A 25,605-nucleotide genomic window follows, 5' to 3' on the forward strand; every position below is an offset into this window, starting at 1 on the left:
ACCGCCGCCTCTCCACCCACGGCGCCACCTGTGCGTCACGCCGCGCCCGATGCCTCGTGACGGCACGTCACAACGCCATCACGATCACCTGGTTGACACTGTTTGCGCTCTTGCCGCCCCTCCCCGCCCGGGCGTAGACAGACCGCACGGCACTCACCGGGGCAGAGAAACGGGGCAGTGATGCGCAGCAGTCTTCGAGCACGCAGGGCACCGCAACACCGGCGTACCACAGCCAAGATCGCAGCGGCGGTCGTCGCGGGCACGCTCGTCCTCACCGTCACCGCATGCGGCGGGGACGACGGCGACGACAAGGACGGCGGCGACAAGGGCGGCGGCAAGGAGAGCGCCGCCGCGGTCCAACTGCCCAAGCTGGACGGGCAGACCGTCTCCGTGGCCGCCGTCTGGGGCGGCTCCGAGCGGAAGGTCTTCCTGAAGGTTCTCGACGAGTTCGAGAAGCGGACCGGGGCCAAGGTCACCTTCGTGCCGGCCCAGGACCCCATCATCAGCTTCCTGGAGTCGAAGGTCGCGGGCGGCCAGCCGCCGGACGTCGCGATGCTCCCGCAGGTCGGCGCGATCGAGCAGGCCGTGGACAACAAGTGGGCCAAGCCGGTCGGGCCCGAGGCGCAGAAGCAGCTCGACAAGAACTACGCGCAGGGCTGGCGGGACCTCGGGGCCGTCGACGACAAGCAGTACGGCGTGTACTTCAAGGCCGCCAACAAGTCGCTGGTCTGGTACAACGCCCAGGTCTTCGACAACGCGGGCGCCAAGGAGGCCAAGACCTGGGACGACTTCATGAAGACGGCCCAGACGGTGTACGACTCCGGGGTGCCGCCGATATCGGTGGCGGGCGCCGACGGCTGGACCCTCACGGACTGGTTCGAGAACATCTACCTCTCGCAGGCCGGGCCCGAGAAGTACGACCAGCTGGCCAAGCACGAGATCAAGTGGACGGACCCGTCCGTGAAGGAGGCGCTCACCACCCTCGGTGAGGTCTTCGGCAAGAAGGGCTTCGTCGCGGGCGGCGCGAACCGCGCGCTCCAGACCGAGTTCCCCGCCTCCGTGAAGCAGACCTTCACCGGCGGCGACCAGCCGAAGGCAGGCATGGTCTTCGAGGGCGACATGGTGTCGCTGCCCATCTCGGAGACGAAGGCCGAGATCGGCACGGACGCCAAGGTGTTCCCGTTCCCGGCGGTCGGGGACGAGTCCCCGGCGGTGGTCGGCGGTGACGCGGCCGTGGCGTTGAAGGACACCAAGGGCGCCCAGGCGCTGCTGACCTTCCTCGCGTCGCCGGACTCGGCGAAGATCTGGGCGGAGGCGGGCGGTTTCATCTCGCCGAACAAGGGCCTCGACCTGGCGGCGTACCCGAACGACGTGCAGCGCGGCATCGCCAAGGCGCTCATCGCGGCGGGCGACGACATCCGCTACGACATGTCCGACCAGGCCCCGCAGGCCTTCGGCGGCACGCCCGGCAAGGGCGAGTGGAAGGCGCTCCAGGACTTCCTGAAGAACCCGAAGGACGTCGCGGGCACGCAGAAGACGCTGGAGACGTCTGCCGCCGCGGCCTACAAGGACTGACCCGGTGGCGTCCGAGAACGCCGGGGGCACGCCGAAGGCGGCGCTGCCCCCGGCCCCCCGACCGCGCAAGAGCGTGACGGGTACGCGCAAGGGCGTGGCGGTGCTGTTCCTGGCCCCCGCTCTGGTGCTGCTCGGCGCGCTCGTCCTGTACCCCATCGGGTACTCGCTCTTCCGCAGCTTCTTCGACAAGTCGGGCGACTTCACGGCGTTCGGCAACTACAAGACGCTCTTCACGGACGACACCATCCTGACCGCGATCAAGAACAACGCGATCTGGGTGGTGGTCGCCCCGACGGTCGCGACCGGTCTCGGCCTGATCTTCGCCGTGCTCACCGAGCGGATCCGCTGGGGCACGGCGTTCAAGCTGGTCATCTTCATGCCGATGGCGATCTCGATGCTCGCGGCCGGCATCATCTTCCGGCTCGTGTACGAGTCGGACCCCGACCGGGGCGTGGCCAACGCGGTCATGGTGGGGGTGCACGACACGTTCGCCGAGTCGTCCGCCTTCCCGCAGGCGCATCCCAGTACGCGGTCGCCCCTGAAGTCGGCCTCCGGGGGCGCGTTCATCACCCGCGAGCCGGTCAGGGCGGGCACTCCGGTGGTCCTGCCGCTGACGGGTGTCGCGCCGGACGCCATGCCGGACGGCGCCGCGTCGGCGGCGGCCGCGAAGCCCGACCCGGACCAGGTCACCGGCACGGCCTGGCAGGACTTCACGCGCGGCAAGGGCAGGGGTGAGGTCAACGCCCCGGACAAGGCCGAGTTCGGCTATCCCGGGATCAAGATCGAGGCCGTCAAGGACGGCAAGGTGGTGGCCTCGACCGAGGCCGCGGACGACGGCACCTTCGCGCTCCCCAAGGAGGCGGACGGGGCGCAGCTGCGCTTCCCGGCGTCCAACTTCCGCGAGCCGTACAACGGCGTGGACTGGCTGGGCCCCTCCCTCATCACGCCCGCGGTGATCGGCTCGTACCTGTGGATCTGGGTGGGCTTCGCGATGGTCCTGATCGCGGCGGGGCTGGCCAGCGTGCCGCGTGAACTCCTGGAGGCCGCCCGGGTGGACGGCGCCAACGAGTGGCAGGTGTTCCGCAGGGTCACGGTGCCGATCCTGGCGCCGGTCCTCGCGGTGGTGGCGGTCACGCTCATGATCAACGTACTGAAGATCTTCGACCTGATCTTCATCATCGCGCCGAACTCCTCGAAGGACGACGCGAACGTCCTGGCGCTCCAGCTCTACAACTCCGCGTTTCTCGACGAGGATTCGGGCGTGGCGAGCGCGATCGCCGTGCTGCTCTTCCTCCTCGTGATCCCGGTGATGCTCTTCAACATCCGGCGACTGCGGCGGGAGGCCCGGCGATGACCGCCCAGGTCGAAGTGGTGAAGGCTAAGCAGTCCCTCGGCAGCCGGATCGCCGCCGTCCTGAGCGGCAGCGCCGTACGGGTCTTCCTCGTGATCGTGGCGCTGTTCTGGCTGGTGCCCACGCTCGGGCTGCTGCTCGGTTCGCTGCGCACTCCGGCCGACATGGCGGAGAGCGGCTGGTGGAAGGTCTTCTCCACGCCGTCGCAGATGACGCTGGACAACTACACCGAGCTCCTCAAGGACAAGACGATCACCGACTCGATCCTGTCCAGCATCATGATCACCGTGCCCGCGACGCTGCTCGTCGTGATCATCGGTTCCCTCGCCGGGTACGCCTTCGCGTGGATGGAGTTCCCGGGCCGCGACTGGTGGTTCCTCGGGGTCGTCGGGCTGCTCGTCGTGCCGGTGCAGGTGGCGCTGCTCCCGGTCTCGGAGATCTTCGGCGCGATCGGCATCTTCGAGACGACGGTGGGCGTGGTCGTCTTCCACGTGGCCTTCGGGCTGCCGTTCGCGATCTTCCTGCTGCGGAACTTCTTCGCGGAGATCCCCCGCGAACTCCTGGAGGCGGCACGCCTGGACGGAGCCGGTGAACTGCGTCTCTTCTTCCGGGTGGTGATGCCGCTCGGCGCGCCCGCGATCGCCTCGCTCGGCATCTTCCAGTTCCTCTGGGTCTGGAACGACATGCTGATCGCGCTGATCTTCGCGGACTCCGAGAGCCCGCCGATCACGGTCGCGCTCCAGCAGCAGGTGCGGTCGTTCGGCGACAACGTGCAGATCCTGGCGCCGGGCGCGTTCATCTCGATGGTGATCCCGCTCGCGGTGTTCTTCGCGTTCCAGCGGCAGTTCGTGTCCGGCGTGATGGCGGGCGCGGTGAAGTAGGCGAGCACGAACAGCACGAACAGCACGAACAGCACGGGCTCACGCGTTCGAGGCGGGCGCGGGAGCAGGGGCGGGAGCGTGGTGGTCCGGGTGCCGGGCCGCCGTACTCCCGCCCCCCTTCGCGTCCATCCCCCGTATGCCGCATACGGCGTAACCCGACCGGAGGGCCGGGCGTTTGCGGGCAGTATGCCCCCGCCGACCCATGGATGTGCCTTGCCCCGGTTCAGTGTCATCGTGCCCGTGTACAAGGTGCAGGCCTATCTGCACGCATGCCTCGCATCCGTCCTCGAACAGTCGTTCACGGATCTTGAGCTGATCGTGGTCGACGATGCCTCCCCCGACGCGTGCGGCGCCCTGATCGACGAGTGCGCGGCCCGTGACACCCGCGTGCGGGCCGTCCACCTCAAGGAGAACGTGGGCCTCGGCCGAGCCCGCAACGCGGGCATGGAGCACGCGCGGGGCGACTACCTGATCTTCCTGGACAGCGACGACACCCTCACCCCGGACTCCCTGCACGCGATCTCCGACCGCCTCAAGGAGACGGACGAGCCGGACGTCCTGATCTACGACTACGCGCGCGTGTTCTGGTCGGGCGAGGCCGTGCGCAACCAGTTCTCGGGGCTCCTGAGGGAAGACGGCGACGTGCCCTTCCGGCTGAGCGAGCGGCCCGGCCTGCTGCGCCTCCTGATGGTCGCCTGGAACAAGGCCTACCGCCGCGACTTCATCGAGCGCGAGGCCTTCACCTTCCCGCCGGGCCTCTACGAGGACACGCCCTGGACCTATCCGGTCCTGATGAGGGCCGAGGCGATCGCCACCCTCGACCGGGTCTGCGTGCACTACCTCCAGCGCCGCCGGGGCAGCATCCTGCGCACCACGACCCGCAGGCACTTCGAGATCTTCGACCAGTACGAGCGGGTCTTCGCCTTCCTCGACCGGCACCCGGACCTCTCGGCCGCCTGGCGGCCCATCCTCTTCCGGCGGATGGTCGACCACCTCTCGACGGTCTTCACCAAGCGCGACCGCCTCCCGCGCGGCAGCCGCGCCGCGTTCCTGCGCAAGGCCCGCTCCCACTACCGCCGCTACCGCGTCCCCGGCGCCCGCCCCCGCGCCCGCACCCGGGTGCGGCACGGTCTGGTGCGCCTGGGCACCCACCGCACCTACCGGACCCTGTGGACGGCGCTGCGGGTCAGATCGCGGGCCGCGCGGTACGCGGCGACCGTGCAGCGCCGCACCAAGGGGGCCGCGCTGCAACTGCACTACCGCGTCCAGTTGCGCCTGCCGCTGCGCGCCGACCGGGCGGTCTTCTCCTCGTACTGGGGACGCGGCTACGGCTGCAACCCCGGCGCCCTGGAGGCCGCGATGCGCGAGCACGCCCCGCACGTGCGCACCGCGTGGATCGCCGACCCGGTCCACCACCACACCCTGCCGACGGCGACCCGCAGGCTGCGCCCCGGCACGGCCGCGTACTGGAGCGCCCTCGCGCGCTCCAAGTACCTCGTGAACAACGTCAACTTCGACCGCAGGCTCGTCAAGCGCCGCGGCCAGGTCATGATCCAGACCCAGCACGGCACCCCCCTGAAGCTGATGGGCCTCGACCTCCAGGACCGGCCGGCCGCCGCGCGGGGCATGGACTTCGCCGCCCTCCTGCGCAACGCCGACAAGTGGGACTACGTCCTGTCGGCGAACCGGCACTCCACGCTGGTCTGGGAGCGCGTCTTCCCCGCCTCCTTCACCACCCTCGAGTACGGCTATCCGCGCAACGACGTCTACCAGCGGGCGAGCTCCGCCGACGTGGCCCGGCTGCGCGAGTCCCTCGGCATCCCCCGGGGCGCCGTCGCGATCCTCTACGCGCCCACCCACCGCGACTACCGCCACACGCAGCTGCGCTCCCTCGACCTGCGGCGGATGCTGCACAACCTGGGCCCGCGCTTCGTCGTCCTGACCCGCGCCCACCACTCGTACGGGCAGCCCCTCGCCGCCTCCTCGGAGCGGCTGATCGACGTGTCCGACCACCCCAGCGTCGAGTCCCTGTGCCTGGCCTCCGACGCGCTGGTCACGGACTACTCGTCGCTGATGTTCGACTACGCCAACCTCGACCGCCCCGTCGTCCTGCACGCCACCGACTGGGAGGCGTACGAGGCGGCTCGCGGCACCTACTTCGACGTGCGCGAGTTCCCGCCGGGCGCCGTCGCCCGCAGCGAGGACGAGCTCACCGACATCTTCGTCACCGGCCACTGGCGCGGCTCGCGCTCGGCGCAGCTGCGCGCCGCCTTCCGAGACCGCTTCTGCGTGTACGACGACGGGCGGGCCGCTGAACGGGTTGTGAGGCATGTGGTGCTCGGCGAGACCGGGGGTCTACCGTCTGTGGCGCCACTGGCGGACCGGCACCCGGCGCCGGCCGCGGGGGTGGCCGACGAGCCGCTGCCGCGGGCCGACGTCTTCCGGCCCTCACCGCGCCTCTAGCCGCGCACGTGCCCTGTCGGCACCGCGCGTCGGGCGCGCCGCCCGACCTGCCCGCCTCCCCCCATCCCCGGGATCAGACATGCAGAACGCTTCCCCCAGCACACCCTCGAACGCCACCGGACAGGAGGCGGGCCACGACGGCGGAACGCTCCCCAGGCCGCGCGGGCTCGCCGACGTGAAGGGCTGGTTCCACCCCGTCGACCAGGTGCTCTTCGACTGGATCCTGAGCCGCCAGCGCGAGCGGGAGCAGCGGGGCGACCTGCTGGAACTCGGCGCGTATCTGGGCAAGAGCACCATCTTCATGGGCGCCTACCTGCGGGCGGACGAGACCTTCACGGTCTGCGACCTCTTCGACTCGCCCGCCCCCGACGCGGCGAACTCCGCCGAGATGGGCCGCTCGTACGCCACGCTGACGCGCCGCGCCTTCGAGGCCAACTACGGCTCGTTCCACGACGGTCTGCCGCAGATCGTCCAGGAGCCGTCCTCCGGGATCACCTCCCACGTGACGGCGGACAGCTGCCGCTTCGTGCACATCGACGCCTCGCATCTGTACGAGCACGTCCACGCGGACATCGCCGCCGCCCGGCAGGTCCTGGGGCCGGACGGGATCGTCGTGCTCGACGACTTCCGGGCCGAGCACTGTCCGGGCGTGGCCGCCGCGACCTGGGGCGCGGTGGCGAGCACGGGGCTCAAACCGCTGTGCATCACGGCCACCAAGTTCTACGGGACGTGGGGGCGTTACGACGCGGTCCACGCCGACCTCGCCGCGTTCCTGAAGGGGCGCGACGACATGTGGCACGGCGCCGAGGAGGTCGCGGGCCACCCGATGATCCGCATCAGCGGGAAGAAGGCGAAGTCGCCGGAGCAGCCGGTCTCGCGGCACGCGGACGGGCCCGCCCTCGACCGGCGGGACGAGGCGGCCCCGGCTCCCGGAGCAGGCGCCGGAGCCGGAGCCGGAGCCGGAGCCGGAAGCCGGGCCAGGGGTCTGCTGTCGTCGCTGCTCGCGCGCTCGGGCCGGTCCTGACGGCGGCCCGCCCCGTACGCCTCCCCGCGCCCCGGGCGGGGCGCGGGGAGCCGCGCTAGCGCTCCAGCAGCTCGAACAGCTCTTCCCAGCGGGCCAGGACCCGCTCCTCGGAGAACCGCTGCACGTTCCTGCGCGCCCGCTCCCCCATGGCGTCCCGCAGCCGCGGGTTGCCGGTCAGGCGCAGGAGCCGGTCGGCCAGCGCCTCGATGTCACCGGCGGGGGCGAGCAGCCCGTCCTCGCCGTGGCGCACCAGTTCCCGCACGCCCGGCGCGCAGTCGAAGGCCGCGCACGGCACCGCGCTGGCCATGGCCTCCATCAGGGCCAGCGGGAAGCCCTCGCCGCGCGAGGACTGCACGAACAGGGAGCTCTCGGCGAGCACTCCGGGCACGTCGCCGGTGCGGCCACGCCACTGCACCGAACCGTCGAGGCCCAGGCGCGTGCACTGCCGCTTGAGGTCGGCCTCGTCCGCTCCGGCGCCGTAGATCCGCAGGGTCCAGTCGGGGCGCTGCGGGGCCACGAGCGCCCAGGTGTCGACGAGCATGTCGACGCCCTTCTGGTCGGCGAGCCTGCCGATGCTGCACACCACCTTCTCCCGGCGCGGCGAGGGCACATCGGGGAGGTGGGCCAGGGCGTTGGGCATCGCGCCGACGTTGTGCATGCCGTCGGCGATCCAGTCGTCGGCGTCCTCCTGCGTGAGCGCCAGCCAGCGGTCCACGGCAGGGTAACTGCGCTTGACCGCGCGGTAGCGGTGACAGGCGCGGGTGTAGGCGTACGACTCGTGGCTCATGCCGATGATGCGCAGGCCCGCGGTGTCCGCCTCCCTGATCCACTCCATCGACCAGACCTGCGTGACGATGGCGACGGCGCCGGGCCGTGCGGCGCGGAAGATCTGCGAGAGCCGGTCCACGGCACGCCGTTTGGCGGCGATCCGCGCCGACTCGCGGTACCGCGCCGCCACGTTGAGGCGGCCGAGGCCCCGCGCCGGGCGCGGGGTCCGCGGATGCTCGCGGTAGAGGCTGGTCACGGGGTAGCCGACGTCGTCGGGAAGCCCCAGTTTCAGCTCGGCCTCGTGGACGCCGATGACGTGCACCCGGTGGCCGCTGGCCCGGAAGAGCCGGGCCATCTGGTGGGTCCAGGCGGTGACGCCGCCGAGTTCGTCGACGGTGTTCGCGACGAGGAAGATGTCGCGGCTCTTGGTGGTGGTCGTGGCCATCGCCCTGGTAGCCGTGGTCATGCGCCGGTCCTCTTCTCCGTGTTCCCGGACCGCTCCCCGAAGAGCGCGTCCACCGCCTCGGCCGCGGCCCGCCCCCGGTCGTACGCGCCGAACCGGTCGGCGAACGCCCGCCGGGCCTCGGCCCAGGCGCCGTCGGTCTGCTTCAGCGAGCCGAGCACGCGCAGCAGCTCCTCCTCCGTCTGCACGACGGGCCCGCCCGCGTCCTTCCGCAGGTCGAAATAGCTGCCCCGCTCGGCGAGGTAGGCGTCGAGGTCGGGGGCGAAGTGCACCAGCGGCCGGTCGAGGAGCGCGAAGTCGAACATGATCGACGAGTAGTCGGTGACCAGGACGTCGGCGAGGCAGAGCAGCTCGCTCACGTCGTGGTGGGCCGAGACGTCGACGACCGTCCCGGGCGGGCACACCGGGAGGCTCGCCGACTCCATGTAGTGGGCGCGCACCAGCAGGACGTGGGTGTCCCCGAAGCGGTCCGCGAACGCGCGGACGTCCAGGGGCAGCCGTACCGCCTTGTTCTTGGGCAGACCGCGGAACGTCGGCGCGTAGAGCACCACCGTCTTGTGGTCGGGGATGCCGAGGGCGGCGGCCGCCGCGGGGCGCGGGAAGCGGCCCGATGCCTCGTCGGCCGCGCGGGCGGCGACCAGGCGGTCGTTGCGGGGGTAGCCGCAGCGCAGCAGCCGCTCGTCGGGGATGCCGTAGGCGCGGGCCAGGGTGTCCACGTCGTGCTCGGAGCGGACCAGGAAGTGGTCGAAGCGGTCGACGGCCCGCCGGAGCCACTCGCGCTGCGGGGCGTTCTGCGTCTTGACGCGCGCCTCGTCGAAGCCCATGCGCTTGTAGGCGGATCCGTGCCAGGTCTGGAGGTACGTGGTGTGGCGCGGCTTGGTCAGCCCGTGCGGGAAGCCCTGGTTGTCGATCCAATACTCGGCGCGGGCAAGGGCCCACAGATAGCGCCAGGACCAGCGGCGCACCAGGGCGGCCGTGGCGGGGAACCCGTCGGTGGTGTCGGCGTACGCCCAGGTGCAGTCGAGGCGCAGCCCGCGGTCGAGGATCTCCTGGTGGATGGCGCGCGGGCTGTCGCCGTAGCACCGGCCCATGTGGCTCTCGAAGACCACCGAGCCCTTGCGGACGGGCAGCCGGATCAGCGCCCGCCGGTAGACGCGCTGCTTGGCCACCTTGCCGCCGAGCCGGTCCCACCTCTTGCGCAGGGCGCGCAGCCTCAGCCGCAGCTTGCGGGCTGGGCGGAAGTGGGTGACGTAGTGCAGGGCCGCCCGCAGGGTGCCCGCGGCGCGGCCGCGGGGGGTCAACCGCAGCGTCAGCTTGTTCGCCGCGGTGACGTCGACGCCCGGGGCCGCCTTGACGGTCTCCGGTTCGGCGACGAGTTCGCCGTGCAGGTCCTGGTCGCCCGCGCGCAGGTGCAGCCGCGGCTCCCAGGAGCGGTCGCGGACGCCGAGGTCCCGCAGCCCGGCGGTGAGGCCGACGGTGGCCCGCCACACGACCGCGTTCCCGTCGTAGTGCACCTCCTCCACGGGGACGCGGAAGCCGCGCCGCCGCGCGTTCCGGGCCCGTACGTCGAGCAGGGCGGTGAGCGGCGGCCGGTCGGGGAGCAGGGCGCCGGGCAGCACGAGGCGCCCTTCGAGGACGGCCTTGCCGCCGTCGACCACGCACGCGGTGAGGCGGTTCAGCAGGCGCAGCTCGCCCGGCCGCTGGTACTGGTGGCCGAGTTCGGTGACGTCGAGCAGGTCCCGTACGCGCGGGTCGTCGAGTCCGTCCGCGCGCCAGTGGACCGTGCCGTCGCGCTCCGTCAGCTCCGAGACGACCGTCCCCGGCCGGGCGAGGGCGTACGCGGCGCCGAGCACGCCGTCCGCGTCGCCCTCCGCGAGCAGGCGCACGCACACCCGCTCCACGGGGGTGAGCGCGTCCAGGGCGCGCGCGTCGGCGCGGCCTTCGAGGTGCGGGGCGAGTCCGGCCGTGGCCCGGCGCCGCTCCTCGGCGGTGAGCTGCGGGAACGTACGGGCGCAGGGCAGGACGTGGTCGGTGAGGAAGGCGCGCTCGCGCCGGTCGCCCAGGTCGAGGCGGCCCAGGCCGACGAGGAGGCCGGCGACGCGGTCGTGGGCGACGGCGAGCGCGGAGGCCTGCCGGGCGGGGTCGGGCGCCGCGCGGCGGGTGGTGATCAGGTTCGGCACGAGGGTGATGCCGCGGGCCGCGAGGGCGGCTTCGACGCCGAAGAGGACCTCACTGTGGTCGAGGTCCTGCGCGTACCGCAGGCGCGCGGCGTCGATGAACTCCCGGCGGACGCAGAAGCCCGCGGTCAGGGAGTCCCGGGTGACGAGTTCGGGGGCGTCGGCGACGTTGTCCACCCCCCGGGTCCTGGCGTGCAGGGAGGCCTGCCAGGCGGGGCCGCGCTCCTTCTTGCCGTTGCCGGTGAGCCGTGTCCAGCGGCCCGCCACCAGGTCGGCCCCGGAGGAGCGCGCCGCCTCGAAGAGGTTCCGGCAGGCGTGCCGCTCCAGGAGTTCACCCTCGTCGAGCACGAGGACGTACCGCCCGCGTGCCGCGTCGAGACCGAGGTTCCGCGCGGCCGCCACGGACGGCGGGCTCTGCGCGCGGACCAGGCGCACCCGGTGCGGCTGGTCGGCGGCGAGCGCCCGCGCCGCGTCGCGGACGGGGCCGTCCGTCCCGGGGTCGACGAGGACCGCCTCGACGTTGCCCATCGTCTGGCCGAGCACGGACCGCACCGACTCTTGGAGCGCCTCGGCGTCCGAGCGGGCGACCACGACACAGCTGACGTCGTGCAGTTCCGGCATGCTCACGCACGGCCTCCTTCGAGCATGGCGTCCACGACTCCGGCGGCCGCGCGGCCGTCGTCCAGATCGCAGAAGGCCTCGCGGAATCGGTCGTAGGCGTCGGCGTACGGTGCGGTGGCCGCCCGGGGGTCGCGCAGCGCGGCGATGACCTCGTCGCCGGTGGCGAGCAGCGGGCCCGGCGCCTTGGCCTCGAAGTCGAAGTAGAAGCCCCGCAGGGTGTCGCGGTAGTGGTCGAGGTCGTGGGTGTGGAAGAGCATCGGGCGCCCGGTCTGCGCGAAGTCGAACATCAGGGACGAGTAGTCCGTCACCAGGACGTCGCTGATCAGGAGCAGTTCGCTGACGTCGGGGTGGCGCGTGACGTCGCGCACGAAGTCGGAGCCGGGGACGCTGCCGCCGACGAGGTAGTGCCTGCGGACCAGGAGCACCGTGTCGGCGCCGACGGCACGTTCGGCGGCCGCGAGGTCCAGCGGGAGGTCGAGGGCGTAGCGCCCGGACTGCTTGGGCTGGTTCTCGCGCCAGGTGGGGGCGTACAGGACGACGCGCTTGTCCTCGGGGATGCCGAGCCGTTCGCGCACGGAGGCGGCGACCTTGGCGCGGTCAGGGGCGTGCAGCAGGTCGTTGCGCGGGTAGCCGCGCTCCAGGACCTCGCCGGTGTAGCCGAAGGCTCCGCGCAGGACGGGTGTGGAGAAGCGGTTCGGGGAGACCAGCAGGCTCCACTGGTCGGCGCGGCCGGGCAGTGTCGCCATGTAGGCGCGGTCTCCCGAGGCGTGGCCCGCGAGGTCGCGTCCGATGCGCTTGAGCGGGGTGCCGTGCCAGGTCTGTACGACGTACTGGCCTTCGGCGCGCTCGAACCAGGCGGGCAGCTGGGTGTTGGTGACGACGTAGCGGCAGCGGGCGAGCGCCTCGTACCACTCGGCGCTCCACAGGGCGATCGGCGCGGCGCTCTCGGGCAGGCTCACCTGCTGGTCGCGCACCACCCACAGGTGTTCCACGTCGGCGCCCGCGCGGACCAGTTCCTCGTGCACGGCGCGCGGCGAGTCCGAGTACTGGCGTCCGTCGAAGCTGGAGTACAGCACGGCGTCCCGCAGCGGCTCCCCGCGCCGGGCCGCGTACACCTCGCGCAGCCGGCGCTGGCGTGGGCCGCCCCGGTCGGACAGGGGCAGCGCGGAGCCGGAGCGCAGGTGCAGGCCGTCGTGGGCGTGGCGCTTCAGGCTGAGCTCGCGGCCCGCCCGGGTGCGCAGCAGTGGCAGGTCACGGGCTTTGCCGGGGGCCACGCACACGGGGGTGTACCGCTCGGGGTCGCTCTCGCCGGGCGCGCGCAGGAAGAGGTTCCAGCGGCCTTCGGAGAGCGGCAGGGTGCCGCCGGGGCCCGGCAGGGCTTCGGGGCGCAGGGTCGCGGCGAACCGGCCGCCCCCGATCCGCACCGGGGCCGTGATCTCCTCGCCGTGGCCGCCGTGCACGAGGACCAGTTCCCCGGAGCGGGCCGCGGCGTCGGGGTGGCTGCCCTCGATGCGCAGTTCGTCGTCCCAGGTCACGCCGTCGGCGAGCGGGCGCACGGTCTGGTCGCGCAGCTCCAGGTTCCCCGACGCGTTGGCGAGGACGAGGAGTTCGCGTCCGGGCAGCAGCGCGTACCGTCCCGGAGCCACGTCGGGGCAGACGGCGAGCGGGGTGCGGGTACCGCCGTCGCGGACCAGCGAGACGCCCCAGGGGTCGGCCTTGTGCGGCGCCCCGGTGCGTGCGTTCTCACCGGCGTGGAAGAGGCCGAGAGGTACGTCCGCGCTGAAGTCGCGGCCGTTGACCAGGGCCGGGAAGAGGTGCGCCTCCTTGGTGTGCCAGTTCTCCACCCGTACGGCGTCGACGGCCTGCGACTCCCCCGGCGCGACGCGGCCGTGCAGCCGGATGACCCCGCCGCACCCCTCGTGCGTGACGAGCCGCGCCGCGACCCGCTCCGTGCGCACCCTCAGCCGCCCCTTGCTGACGGTGACGGCCGCCCGCAGGAACTCCTCCAGGTACCGCACGGGAAGCCGCGGGGCGCTGCCCGTCCTGACCGGCCCGGTGCGCGGCAGGAGTCCGCTGACCGCGCCCATCTCGACCTTCCAGGTGGTGCTCCGGGCCTTGGTGACGGTCCTGCGGGGGTCGATGACCGTCTCGAAGCCCGACCGGTCGTAGCTGTGCAGGCCCTGCTTGGAGCGGTAGGTCGCCTCGCGCGCGCGGACGGTGCGCAGCTTCAGCGGCAGCACGCGCCGCCGTCCGGCCCGCAGCCAGGCGACCCTGGCGCGCGCCCCGAGCCGCCCGGCGGGCAGGTTCGGGATGTAGGCGTAGCCCTTGAGCCGGAGCCTGCCCCGCTCGTCCCAGGCGATGTGCGTGAGCTGCGCGGTGAGCGGCAGGTCGGAACGTTTCAGGGCGACCGTCTCGCGCGGCAGTTCGCCGATCCCGGGGAAGTCGGCCCGGCGGCGGCGCAGCCCGCGGACCCGGAAGGCCTCGGGGTGGGACTTCTCGTACGTCATGAAGGCCAGCAGGTCGGTGACGCGGCGCTGGCGGATGAGCTGCCAGCGCACGCGCAGGGCGAGCGGCAGCGCGGCGACGACCGCGGGGTCGACGGTGGCGAGGAAGGCGTTGGCCTGCTCCATGAAGGCGTCGTGATAGGCGGCGTCGCCCTGCGGGAGGGCCTCCATGAACATCCACAGGTCCCCGGCGAGCACCGACGTGTCGTAGCGCCGCTTGGCGTCGGCGTAGACGTCGGCCTGCGGCGTGCCCGCCGTCCCGGCGGCCTGCGCCGCCAGGAAACCGCCGGCCGCGAGGACGGCGGCGGTGCGGTCGCGGATGGCCCGGGGGTTGGCCCGGCGCTTGCTGATGGAGCCGTCCCGGTCCCGCCAGAGGTAGGTGGGTTCCTTCAGGACGTCGACGGCCGTGGCCAGGAAGTGGGCGGGGATGGTGACGGAGATGTCCTCGAACAGGACGCCCTCCGGGAAGGCGAACGCGTGCCGGTCCCAGAAGTCCCTGCGGAAGACCTTGTTGCAGGTGATGCGGTCGGCGAGCAGGTCCCAGTCGCGGGTGACGTGCGTGCCGGCGCGGTCCGACTCCATCGCCTTGCGGAACATCGGCGACTGCTCGCTCCTGCCGCCCGCCCGCAGCCGGTGGACGTTGCCGGTGACGAAGTCGGAGCCGGAGGCATCCAGGGCCGCCAGCATCCGCTCGTACGCGTCCTTCGGCACCACGTCGTCGCTGTCCACGAACGCCAGACAGGTGCCCCGCGCCTCACGCGCCCCCGCGTTCCGGGCCGCCCCGAGCCCCGCGTTCTCCTGCTCGACCAGCCGGAATCTGGCGTCCCCCGCGGCGAACTCGCGCGCGATGCGCGGGCTCCCGTCGGTGGAGCCGTCGTTGACCATGACGACTTCGAGGTCCGGCATGGTCTGCTCGGCCAGTGAGCTGAGGCAAGGACCGAGGAACTCCTCGACGTTGTAGATGGGTACGACGATGGCGAGTCGGGGTGTCATGCGCTGCGCACATTCCTTCCGGAGAACTGACGGGCACGGCTGCGCGTCCTGCTGGGGGCCACCCGGTTAACAACGACCGCCCGTCCGGGTCACCCGCCCAGAGCCATTCGGGTGATCACGCCGACGAGCCCGGAACCCGGCGGCTGTCGGCCGCCGGGCACCGGGCCCCGTCAGGTGCGTGCGCCGGTCAGGGCTTCACCGCGATACGGCCCTCGTCCATGCGCAGGAGCAGCAGCCGCTCGCCGGTCTTGTCCATGAACTCGTCGACGGCCTGCCGGGACCCCTGCCAGTAGCCGTAGTCGTCGATGAGCAGGACGCCGCCGCTGACCAGGCGCCCGTACAGGTGCTCCAGTTCGTGCTTGGTCGAGGCGTACCAGTCGGTGTCGAGGCGCAGGACGGAGATCTGCTCGGGCGCCTGCCGGGGGACGGTGTCCTCGACCTTGCCCCGGACGTAGTGCACGCGCTCCTTGGGGTAGGGCACCTTCTCGAAGCCCGCCTTGACGTCGTCGAGGGAGGCGACCGCCCAGATCGGGCGGTCCTTGCCCTGCACCTTGAGCAGTTCCTCGGCGGACTTGCCGTCGAGACGCAGGTCCTCCTCGGTGGGCGGGGTCATGCCCTCGTACGTGTCGAAGAGGTACAGGTCGCGCTCGGTGTCACCGGCGGCGAGCAGGGCCTTGGCGCAGGCCTGCATCGAACCGCCGCGCCACACCCCGCACTCGACGATGTCGCCCGGGATGCCGTGCCGGACGACGTGCCGGGTCGCCAGGATGAAGGCGTTCAGCCGTTCGGGGGAGGTCATCGTGAACGGCTTCACCGCCCGGATGATCTCCTTCGCCTCGTCGTCGTAGTCGGCGGGCAGGCTCAGGGTCTTGGCCTTGGGCTTCGGCTTCGGTGCGGGGGCGGGTGCGGGTGCGGGCTTCGGCGCGGGGGCCGCCGCCACGCGCTGGGCCGGCAGGGGCTTGCGCGTCAGCTGGTATCCGGTCAGTTGCTTCAGTGCGCCATTCACAGCGCGTCGCCATGCCATGGGAGCGGACAGTACGCGCAAACGCCGCCGAGATGCCACATTTCGTCAACTTAGTTTCATCTGATGTCACTTGCGGCCGAAACGGACTGATCGTCGGTCTCGCGTGGTGCCACCACCTTCGGCCGGCCGCAGTCGGCGCGCCCCTCGACGGGCTTCGGCAGCGGGACACCGTCGACCCCGCCGATCCTGTTCGCCCACCAGTTGGTCGTGCCGCGCACGAAGGCCATCGTCAGGCCCGGGTAGTTCGCGGGCCGCCGGAACACGCCGACGGAGTCACCCCAGTAGGCGTGCTTGGCGTCGATGCTCCCGTAGGCGTGGCGGATGCCCTTCATGGGCGGGAAGTCCGTGTAGGCCTCGCGCAGTTCGAGCCGGGTGTACGCGGCCAGGGCGCGGAACCCGTCGGGGTAGTAGCGCCAGCAGTCCTGCGCGTCGTGCACGTGACCGCGCGAGGGGGCCGTCACGAAGGCGGTGCCTCCCGGCTTCAGGACGCGCGCGATGTCCAGCATCGTCGCCCAGAAGAAGGGGATGTGCTCGAAGGCCTGCCCGGAGATGACGAAGTCGGCGCTGCGGGACTTCACGGGGATGCGGTACGGCTTGGTCATCACCGCGTCGACGTTGCGGCCGTCGAGGACGTCGACGCCCACGTACTCCGTGTCCCGCCCTTCGAGCAGGGCCTTGTGGGTGCGGGTCTGCCCGTCGGAGACCCGGGCCCCGAGGTCGACGACCCGGTGGCGCCCGCCACGGGGCATGTACTGCTCCACACACAGTTCCATCTGTTCATACGCGGACTGGTGCACGTTCTCCTCCAAAGGGATCTTCTGCGGGTCAATCGCGTTCGAGGTGTATCGGCAGGAAGAGCCGCGCCATCAAGGCGTCTTCCTCGCCGCGTCCGTGCCCCGCCATCCGTGCGGAGTGCGGCGGGCGCACCACTTGCGCGCCGGTTCCTCGACGAACGTGAACAGCGCCCAGGAGGCCGCGGTCACCACGACCGCCACGCCCAGGAGCGTGAACACCGCGTAGTCGGAGGGGTGCGGGCGGCCCCAGGTGTCGATGATCAGCCGGTTGAGGGTCTGGTGCAGCAGATAGAAGGCGTACGACCAGAGCCCGAGCAGCACCATCGGGCGCGAGCAGACCCAGCCGCGGTGTCCGGCGAGCTCGCGCTGGACGTAGGCCGCGATGAAGAGGACGGCGAAGAGGGCCGCGACGGACCTGAGGGCCCAGGTGAGCTGGCCGGCCGCGTACGGCCCGAACAGGGTCAGGCGGTTGCTGTGGATGACGACGTACCCGACGAAGCAGGCGAACAGCACCGGCGGGTCGAGGCGGAGCCGGTGCCCGCGGCGCAGGGCCAGGGCGCAGGCCATGCCGACGCCGAACTCCGGCAGCCGGGTCAGCGGGTGGCGCATGACCCACTCGCTGGCGAAGGGGGAAAGGTGGGTGGCGGTCCACCAGTTGAGCGCCCACATCGCCACGAGGCCGCCGACGGAGAGCGCGACCAGGGTGCGGGCGCGCATCCGCAGGGCGCCCCGGACGGCGTACGGGAACAGGAGGTAGAAGAAGACCTCGACGCTGAGGGTCCAGGCGACGCCGTTGCCGGGGAACATCGGGGTGACCCCGGGGAACCACGTCTGCACCAGGAACAGCGAGGCGACGAAGCTGACGGCGTCCGTCGGCACCCCGCCCCAGAGGTAGAACACCCAGATGCAGGGGATGGTCGCGACCAGGTGGGCGGGCCAGATGCGGCCGAACCGGCGCCAGTAGAAGAGGCGGGCGCGGGTGCCGGGGCGGTGTCCCCAGGTGAGCAGGAAACCGGAGAGCACGAAGAAGAAGTCGACGCCGGTCGCGCCGATGATCGAGTAGGGGAAGAGCAGCGGGGCGTGGGCGACGCCGCCGTGGTCGCTGACCCCGGTGAAGTGGTGCACGAACACCGCGAAGGCGGCGAGGAAGCGCATCCCGGTGAGCGAGTCGACCCGGGAGACGGGGGCGGCGGCGGCGTCCGGTCCGGGAAGGGGCCGGGCCTGCCTGGGCAGAGCGGTCGTCATGCGAAGGCTCCTTCTCCCGGGCGCAGGGCGGGACCGCAGCCCGCCGGGCGCATCTCGGCGGTCATGGCGTCCAGGGTGGGACCCACGCGCTCGCGCAGCGCGGCGATCCGGGCGGGATCGCGGACCGCGTCCGCCCGGACGTAGTCGCCGCCGTCGCCCTCGGGGTGCAGCGGGACGTAGCCAGCGGCGGCGAGGCGGGGCGCGGTCAGGCCCGTGCGGCCGGTCCAGGCCGCGTGGACGTGGAGCAACTCGGGGCGCACGTCGTCCAGGACGTAGGCGCGCAGGGCGGCCGTGTCCCCGGCCGCGTAGGCGTCGGCCACCCGGCGGTCGGTCAGGCCCGCGAGGTCGACGACGCGCAGCCTTGAGGTCAGCAGGGTGCCGCCGAGGTCGGGCAGGGCGACGGTGGCGTCGCGCAGACCGAGATAACCGGCGTACGCGTTGAAGGTGTGGCCGTAGCGCTCGGCCACGAAGCACATGGACAGCGTCGGGCGCCGGAAGAACCCGCGGTCCCGCGCTGCCTGGCCGGTGACCGACAGGAGCAGGGCGCCCGCGAGCACGCAGCCCAACAGGACCCGCGCGCGCGGGCGTTCGGTGCCCCAGACGGTGACGACGGCGAGGGCGAGGGCCGTGGCGGCGAGGACCCACACCGGGGTGGCGAAACGGTACAGCGCCATCCAGTCACGGCCGAGCACGCCGTACGCGAGGAGGGTCAGGGCCAGCGGGACGAGCAGCGCGGCCAGGGCCCTGCGGGCCGGTCCGGGGCGGGCGAGCGCGAGACCGGCGCAGGCGGCGCCGGTCAGGGCGAGGGCCCAGCCGCCGTACGTGAGCAGCTCACCGGCGGAGGCCAGTTGGCCGAGCCGCGGGGGCTTCTGCGCCTTGGCCACCGCCGTGTTGGGGACCCAGCGGCCGAAGACCGCGTGCCGCCACAGCAGGAACGCCGCGTACGGCAGCGCGAACGTGCCGCAGCTCAGCGCCACCGCACGCGCGGTCCGCGCCAGGGCGGCCCGGCGCAGGAACAGCAGGGCGGCCAGCGGATAGGCCGCGGCGAGCACCGCGCCGTCCGGGCGGGTCAGCGCGGCGAGCAGCGCGAGGGCGCCCGCGCCCGCGGCGACGGCGGGCCGCAGCAGGGTGCCGCGCACGGCTGCCCGTACCAGCAGCGCGCCGGTCGCGGCGGCGGTCAGCGCGTACAGCGGGTTCTCCAGGCCCGAGAAGGACCATGCCACGTACGACAGGTTGGCGGCGAGGACGGCGCCGGTCAGCAGGGTCACGGCCCAGGCCCGGCCCGGCAGGACCGCCCGTGCCGCCGCGGCCACGCAGGCGAGGACACCCGCCGTGCAGAGCAGCGCGAGGGCCTTGGGGTAGAGCACCAGGTCGCTGACGCCGAGCAGCGCGCCGTGGTCGAACAGGCCGAGCCTGCGGCCGACGAGGAGCAGGGCGAGCCAGGCCGGGTTGGAGTAGCCCTCGACGGGGCCCGCGCCCGGCTGCTGCACGGGGCCGAGGCCCTCGTCGATGCTGCGGGCGTAGGCGAAGGTGATGGCCGCGTCGTCGACGATCCACTGGCCGAGGGCGCTCGCACGCCAGGCGACGAGGAGGGTCGTGACGGCCACGGCCGCCGGGTCGGCCCAGCGGCGGAGGGCGGCGGCGGCAGGCCCGCGGACCGGAGCGGGGGCTTCGGCCGGTGGTGCGGAGGGTTCCGTGCGGCGCTGGAACTGCGCGAGGGGACTGATCATTAAGGGAATAACTTACACAAATCACCTCAAGTCACCGCACATCCGCCAGGCGAGTGACCCGCACGCGGCCACACCCTCCGCCGGGGCCGAGTGCGGTCAAAGTGGTCCAATGCACCACATTGGGTTCACGCCATGACCCCGGCCCCGCCGCCCGCGGTACGGCGGCTCGTCGCCACCGCACGGACCACCCGCTTCCGCGCGGAACGCGCCGCGGCGGGCCGGACCGGCGGCGGTGCGCACAGCCTCCTGGCACCCGTGCACCTGTCGATCCGGGACAGCAGGACGCTCAACGTCGCCGTCGCCGCCCTCCCCGACGAGCGGACCGAGGGCGCCCAGCTGGTCGTCTCGCGCGGCCACCGCAGGGTCCGCGTCCCGCTCCGGCCCGAACGACACGCCCACGGCGGCCTGCTGCTCGCCGGGACCGCCACCCTGCGGGGTCTCGCCGAGGGCGTCTGGCGGCTCACGGTCGTCACCGCCGACGGCCGCGGGCGGGTCCGGCGGCGCGGCCTGGGCATCGACGGGGACGCCGAACTGCCGCCCACGCCGACCGTGCTGCATGCCCCCGACCCGCGGACCGGCACGCTCATCCGGGTGGTCCGGTGCCGCAGCGGGCGCGCCGTGCTCCAGGTGACCCGGACCGGACCCCGTGCCGAGCTGGTGCGGTTCGAGCCCGGCGGTGACGGCATCGTCGTGCACGGCCGGCTCGTCAGGGCGGGCGCGTCGCGGCGCTGGCGGGCGCAGGCCGTGCGGCGGCGGGACGGGGTGACCGTGCCCGTCGGGGCGGTGTGGGAGGGCGCCGAGTTCAGCTTCCGGCTGCCCATCGGCGAGATGGCCGGGGCGAGCCCCGGGCAGTGGGTGTGGGACTTCCACGTGGAGGCGGACGCCCCCGGCGGCTCGGCACCGCTCCCCCTGGGGCGCTGGCTCTCCGACGTACGCGATCCGGCGGCGGCCTGCCCGACACCCTTCCGCGTCTTCGCCCTGCCGGGCGGCGCGCTCGTGCGCGCCCACGCCCACTTCACCAAGGCCGGCGGCTTCGCCCTGACGTGCTGGGACATCTCGAAGGAGACCTCATGAAGATCACGTACCTGCTCGGCTGGGGCGACGAGATGGGCGGCACCGAGCTGGCCACCTACACCCAGGCGCAGCACCTCGCCGACCGGCACGACGTCGAGGTCATCTCCGTCTTCCGGACCCGCCCCGAGCCCTTCTTCCCCGAGGCCCGCAGCCTCCCCGTCCGCTATCTCGTCGACCGCACGGCCTCCCCCGAGCGCCCGGTGCGCGGCTCGCGCCTGGACGAGGCGGCGCGCCGCACCCTGGCCTCGCTGCCCAGCGAACTGATCAAGCCCGCCTGGGAGTCCGCCTTCGACCGCCTCTCCGACATCGAGATGACGGCCGCGCTGACCACCCTGGACACCGACGTCCTGGTCACCACGACGCCCGCCCTGATGGCCGCCGCCGTCGGGCTCGTGCCCGCCAGGGTCGTCACCGTGCACCAGGAGCACCGCCCCACCCAGCGCCGCGGTCCCTCCGGCGAACCCCTGCTGCTGCACGCGCCGCGCCTGGACGCCCTGGTCACGCTCACCGAACGCACCCGTGACTGGATCGCGGAGTCCCTGGGCGCCACCGCGCCCGAGCTGGAGGTCATCCCGAACGCCGTGCCGGACGGCTTCCGGCCCCGCGCCGACGGCGAGAGCAAGGTCATCGTCATGGCCGCGCGCCTCACCGGCGAGAAGCGCGTCGACCACGCCGTGCGGGCCTTCGCCGAGGTCGCCGACGCCTATCCGGACTGGACCCTGCGGATCTTCGGCGGCGGCCACCGCGAGCAGCACCTGCGCCGCCTGGTCGACGGCTTCGGCCTCCAGGACCGCGTCGAACTCCTCGGCCCCTGCCAGGACATGGCCGCCGAATGGGCCAAGGCGGGCCTCACGCTGATGACGGCCGGGCACAACGAGGCGTTCCCGCTGGTGCTGCTCGAAGCGCTCGCCGCGGGGGTGCCGGTCGTCGCGTACGACGTGCTCACCGGGCCCGCCGAGATCGTCAGGCACCGCGTCGACGGACTGCTGGTGCCGCCGGGCGACGTCCGTGAACTGGCCGCCGCCATGAGCGAGCTGATGGGCGACCCGGAGACCAGGCGCGGCTACGCCCACGCCGCGCGCGAAGGCGTCTACGCCCGCTTCTCCTCCGCCGACGTCACGGCCCGCTGGCAGGAGTTGTACTCCCGGCTCGTGGCGCGGCGCGAGGCCCCCGAGCGCCTGGACGACCGCGCGGACCGGGTGGCGCTCGGCGTCGCCTCCGGCGGCAGCGGTTTCCGCCCGACCACGCCGTACACCCTGGACGCCGCGCCCTCCACCGAAGAGCGGGCCCGCGAGGACGAGATCGCCGCCGCCGACACCAGCGGGCTGCTCATCCGCTCGGTGGGCCGGCTCGCCGAGCGCCGGGACGACGTCCTCGCGCCCGACATGACCGACTGGAACCTGGAGATCGCGGCCACTGCCCTGGAGTCGGAGGACATCCCCTACGTCCTGGTCCGCACGTCCGGCACCACGCACATGCTCGCCGTGGCCGACGACGAACGCGACGGGGCGCTCAAGGCGCTCTCGGAGTCCCTGCACGGCCAGCCCGTCTACGCCGAGCTGATCCGCCCCCGGGACGCGGCCCCCGGAGTCGTGCTCGCCGAGCGGCTCGACGGCATCGGAGAGGTCGCGGGCATCAAGCTCTTCAAGCCGGTGACCACGACGACGCTCTCCCTGCGGCACGGCGTCCAGCAGGCCTGCACGGTGGCGTTCTGGCCGCGCAAGGAGGACGGCGAGTTCCGGCGCGCCCCCTTCGGCACCACGCTGGCCGGGTCCGAGCTGCCCTCCCTGACGCCCACCGCCACGCTCAGGGTCGCCGACCGCACCTACCCCACGCTCGACGTCTTCTCCCAGGTGCTCATCGGTGACGTGGACTTCCCCGTCGACGCGGTCTACACCTGGGTCGACGACTCCGACCCCGAGTGGCGCGCCCGCCGCGCGGCGGCGCTCGGCGGCCCCGACGACGGATCGTCGCCGGACCACGGCGCCGTCCGCTTCCGCAACCGCGACGAACTGCGCTACTCGCTGCGCTCCCTGGCGATGTACGCGCCCTGGATCCGGCACGTCTACCTCGTCACGGCGGGCCAGCGGCCGTCCTGGCTGAACGAGGACCACCCGGGGATCACGGTGGTCGACCACCAGGACCTCTTCGCCGACCCGGACGCCGCGCTCCCCACCTTCAACTCGCACTCCATCGAGAGCCAGCTGCACCGCATCGAGGGCCTGTCGGAGCACTTCCTCTATCTGAACGACGACATGTTCCTGGGCCGCCCCACGACCCCGGAGACGTTCTTCCTCAGCTCCGGGACCGCCCGCTTCTTCTGGTCGTCGGCGTCCGTGCCCGCGCTGCCCGTCTCCCCGGACGACGAGGGCTATCTGGCGGCCGCGAAGAACAACCGGGAGCTGCTGCGGCGGGAGTTCGGCAGGACGACGACGCACAGCTTCTTCCACGCGCCCTACGCCCTGCACCGCAGCGTCCTGGCGGAACTCACCGAGCGGTTCCCCGAGGAGCTCGGGGCGACCGCGCGCAGCCGCTTCCGCTCCCAGGGCGACCTCGCCCTGGTGTCGTCGCTGCACCACCACTACGCGTACCTCACCGGCCGCGCGGTGCCTGCGGGCATCTCCTACGACTTCGTGGACATCGGCAGCCGCGCCGACCACGCGCGGCTCGGCCAGCTGCTCCAAGGCCGCAACAAGACGGCCTTCTGCATCGGCGAGTCCCCCGACAGCGAGCTGTCCGAGGAGGAGATGGCGCTGGCCATCCGCGCGTTCCTGACGGCGTACTTCCCGGTCCGCTCGCCCTATGAGCGGGGCTGACCGGCCAGGAAGAGCCGCCGCACGACCCGCTCGGCGGCGCGCCCGTCGTCGTAGGGGCAGAACCGCGCCCGGAAGGCCTTGCGCAGCTGGGCCGTCCCGGCCGTGTCCCACCGGCCGTCCCGGAAGAGCGCGGCGAGTTCGTCCTCGGTGGTGGCCACCGCTCCGGGCGTCTCGCCGGGCCGCCCGGAGAGCAGGTCGAAGTACGTCCCGCGGGCCAGGCGATAGGCCTGCCAGTCGGGGGCGTACGTCACGATCGGGCGGTCCAGGCAGGCGTAGTCGAACATCAGCGACGAGTAGTCCGTGACGAGGGCGTCGGAGGCCAGGCAGAGGTCCTCCACGCGCGGGTGCCCGGTGACGTCGACGAGCTGCGGGTGGGCGCGCAGGCCCGCGTCGGCGCCGTAGAAGTAGTGGGCGCGCACCAGCACGGTGTACGCGGGCCCGAGGACGCGCACGAAGCGCTCCAGGTCCAGGCGGGGCAGGAAGCCCTTCTGGTAGTCGCGGTGGGTGGGCGCGTAGAGCAGGACCGTCCGGCCGTCCGCGATGCCCAGCTCCGCGCGGACGCGGGCGACGTCCTCGTCCCCGGCCGTGAAGTAGACGTCGTTTCGCGGGTAGCCGGCCTCCAGGGCCTGGTAGGCCGTCGAGGGGTAGACCCGCTCCCAGACCTCCGTGGAGTGCGGGTTCGCGGAGAGGCTGAAGTCCCACTGGTCGGTGTGGTCGAGGATCTTCTGGAAGCTGATGCCGTGCGTGCCCGCGGGGTAGCGGCGCTGGTCGAGGCCCATCTTCTTGAGCGGGGTGCCGTGGTGGGTCTGGAGGTAGACCTGGCCGGGGCGCTTGGTGAAGCCGCCGGGGAAGCTGGAGTTGTTGATCAGGTAGGTCGCCCTGGCCATCGCCTGCCAGTAGCGCCGCGAGCCCTCGACGACGTACTCCACGCCGTCGGGCACCCGGTGCCTGTTGCGGCCGGAGACCACCCACACGCCCCGGACGTGCGGGGCGAGTTCGCGGGCCTTGGCGTGGATGGCGGCCGGGTTGCAGGAGATCCCGCGGTTCCAGTAGGCGCCGTAGACCGCGAGGTGGGGGTCGAGGGGGCGGCGCAGGTCGGTGCGGTAGGCCAGGCGCATGGCGCGGGCGCGCAGCTTCTTCTTCCGTTCCTTGAGCCTGCGCGCGACGCCGTTCTTGCGGGAGCGGTTCTTGCGGTGCGTCTCGTAGGCGGCGTACGAGGCGGTGGCCAGGGCGCGTTCGCCGGGGTTCGCGGCGGCGTCCGCCGGGCCGTAGGTGCGGTAGAGGCGGGCCGCGCCGCGGAAGAAGTCCCGGCGGTCGCCCGGCGTGACGCGTCCGGCGTCGTCGAGCACGGCGAGCAGATGCGCCGCCGCGTGCGGGACGAGGCGGGCGCGGTCGGCGGGGTCGGCGGCGGCGAGGAGTTCCTCGTACCGCCCGATGAGGGCGAAGTGGTCGCGGCCCGGGGTCGTGGCGAAGCTGCCGCCGCGCCGCTCGCGCCAGCGGACGCAGGCCGTGTCGAGCACGGCGGTGCGGGCCCCTTCGGCCAGGGTCGCGCGCCGCACCGGCACCACGTCCTCGTAGGGCCCGTCGCTGAACGCCAGGCGCCGCTCGTGCCAGAAGTCGCGTGCGAAGACGCGGTTCCAGGCGGCGACGGTGACGCCCAGCGGATCTCCGGCCAGGTGGTCGCCGCCCGCGCGGACGTTCTCCCACCAGTCGACGCGGTCGTGGCCGAAGAGCAGGACGTCCGGGTCCGCGGCCTCGTCCAGGGCCCCGGCGATCGCCTCCAGGGCGCCGGGCAGGAGCAGGTCGTCGCCGTCGAGGAAGAGGAGGTAGGCGCCGGTGGCGTGGTCGGCGCCGATGTTGCGTGCGGGTCCCGCGCCCGCGTGGGCCGGGACCCGCACGAGTTGCACGCGCGGGTCGCGCTCCGCACACTCCGCGGCGATCGCGGCGGACGCGTCCGGGGACGCGTCGTCCACGACGATCAGCTGGAGATCGTCGAAGGTCTGGTCGAGCACGGAGTCCAGGCACTCCCGCAGGTAGCCCTGGACGCGGTGGGCGGGGACGACAACCGAGAAGCGCGTCATGGACACCGACGGTAGTCAGCC

General features: G+C 72.8%; 15 protein-coding genes. 7 read left to right on the top strand and 8 right to left on the bottom strand.

The genetic code is table 11. From position 1 onward, the window contains the following. The first annotated feature begins 180 nt into the window (after positions 1-180). The 5 genes from QBL25_RS17695 (at position 181) to QBL25_RS17715 (ending at position 7,294) form a co-directional block, all read left to right on the top strand. Entirely contained in the window at positions 181-1,575 is a 1,395-nt protein-coding gene (locus QBL25_RS17695) for an ABC transporter substrate-binding protein (protein ID WP_409058001.1), read from the top strand. Between the two features lie 73 nt (positions 1,576-1,648). Continuing rightward, entirely contained in the window at positions 1,649-2,929 is a 1,281-nt protein-coding gene (locus QBL25_RS17700; RefSeq protein WP_409062687.1) for a carbohydrate ABC transporter permease, read from the top strand. Then, positions 2,926-3,807, top strand: coding sequence for a carbohydrate ABC transporter permease (locus QBL25_RS17705; protein WP_409058002.1), 882 nt, complete (start codon positions 2,926-2,928; stop codon positions 3,805-3,807). The genes QBL25_RS17700 and QBL25_RS17705 overlap by 4 nt, the downstream gene beginning before the upstream one ends. 213 nt (positions 3,808-4,020) lie before the next feature. Next, positions 4,021-6,270, top strand: a complete 2,250-nt coding sequence (locus QBL25_RS17710; RefSeq protein ID WP_409058003.1) for a CDP-glycerol glycerophosphotransferase family protein — start codon at positions 4,021-4,023, stop codon at positions 6,268-6,270. 79 nt (positions 6,271-6,349) lie between these two features. Next, complete coding sequence (locus tag QBL25_RS17715; protein ID WP_409058004.1) at positions 6,350-7,294, top strand: class I SAM-dependent methyltransferase; 945 nt, start codon at positions 6,350-6,352, stop codon at positions 7,292-7,294. Positions 7,295-7,349: 55 nt separating this feature from the next. Here QBL25_RS17715 and QBL25_RS17720 read toward each other — a convergent pair whose 3' ends face one another. The 7 genes from QBL25_RS17720 to QBL25_RS17750 all read right to left on the bottom strand — a co-directional run bounded on the left by QBL25_RS17720 (position 7,350) and on the right by QBL25_RS17750 (position 19,613). Further along, complete coding sequence (locus QBL25_RS17720; RefSeq protein WP_409058005.1) at positions 7,350-8,528, bottom strand: glycosyltransferase; 1,179 nt, start codon at positions 8,526-8,528, stop codon at positions 7,350-7,352. Continuing rightward, a complete protein-coding gene (locus QBL25_RS17725) occupies positions 8,525-11,323 on the bottom strand; it encodes a CDP-glycerol glycerophosphotransferase family protein (RefSeq protein WP_409062688.1) in 2,799 nt (932 codons plus the stop codon). Before QBL25_RS17725 ends, QBL25_RS17720 begins: the two co-directional genes overlap by 4 nt. A gap of 2 nt (positions 11,324-11,325) precedes the next feature. Then, the gene (locus QBL25_RS17730) at positions 11,326-14,820 is read right to left on the bottom strand and encodes a CDP-glycerol glycerophosphotransferase family protein (RefSeq protein ID WP_409058006.1); all 3,495 of its coding nucleotides are present in this window, start codon (positions 14,818-14,820) and stop codon (positions 11,326-11,328) included. Between the two features lie 187 nt (positions 14,821-15,007). Further along, positions 15,008-15,844: a TylF/MycF/NovP-related O-methyltransferase gene (locus QBL25_RS17735; protein WP_409058007.1), complete on the bottom strand. Its 837-nt coding sequence runs from the start codon at positions 15,842-15,844 to the stop codon at positions 15,008-15,010. 56 nt (positions 15,845-15,900) lie between these two features. Continuing rightward, positions 15,901-16,641, bottom strand: coding sequence for a methyltransferase domain-containing protein (locus QBL25_RS17740; protein ID WP_409062689.1), 741 nt, complete (start codon positions 16,639-16,641; stop codon positions 15,901-15,903). A gap of 69 nt (positions 16,642-16,710) precedes the next feature. After that, positions 16,711-17,883: an acyltransferase family protein gene (locus QBL25_RS17745; RefSeq protein ID WP_409058008.1), complete on the bottom strand. Its 1,173-nt coding sequence runs from the start codon at positions 17,881-17,883 to the stop codon at positions 16,711-16,713. After that, complete coding sequence (locus QBL25_RS17750) at positions 17,880-19,613, bottom strand: hypothetical protein (protein ID WP_409058009.1); 1,734 nt, start codon at positions 19,611-19,613, stop codon at positions 17,880-17,882. Before QBL25_RS17750 ends, QBL25_RS17745 begins: the two co-directional genes overlap by 4 nt. A 132-nt stretch (positions 19,614-19,745) precedes the next feature. Between QBL25_RS17750 and QBL25_RS17755 the strand changes: the two genes are divergently transcribed. After that, positions 19,746-20,687, top strand: coding sequence for a hypothetical protein (locus QBL25_RS17755; protein WP_409058010.1), 942 nt, complete (start codon positions 19,746-19,748; stop codon positions 20,685-20,687). Further along, positions 20,684-23,503 (top strand): stealth conserved region 3 domain-containing protein, encoded by a 2,820-nt coding sequence (locus QBL25_RS17760; RefSeq protein ID WP_409058011.1) that lies wholly within the window; start codon positions 20,684-20,686, stop codon positions 23,501-23,503. The genes QBL25_RS17755 and QBL25_RS17760 overlap by 4 nt, the downstream gene beginning before the upstream one ends. On the opposite strand, the gene QBL25_RS17765 is transcribed toward QBL25_RS17760, so the two are convergent. Continuing rightward, positions 23,488-25,584, bottom strand: coding sequence for a CDP-glycerol glycerophosphotransferase family protein (locus tag QBL25_RS17765; RefSeq protein WP_409058012.1), 2,097 nt, complete (start codon positions 25,582-25,584; stop codon positions 23,488-23,490). The two genes, QBL25_RS17760 and QBL25_RS17765, sit on opposite strands and share 16 nt — an antisense overlap. Positions 25,585-25,605 lie beyond the last annotated feature (21 nt).

It is taken from the genome of Streptomyces sp. SYP-A7185, from assembly GCF_046103685.1.
In the GTDB taxonomy this organism is placed as follows: domain Bacteria; phylum Actinomycetota; class Actinomycetes; order Streptomycetales; family Streptomycetaceae; genus Streptomyces.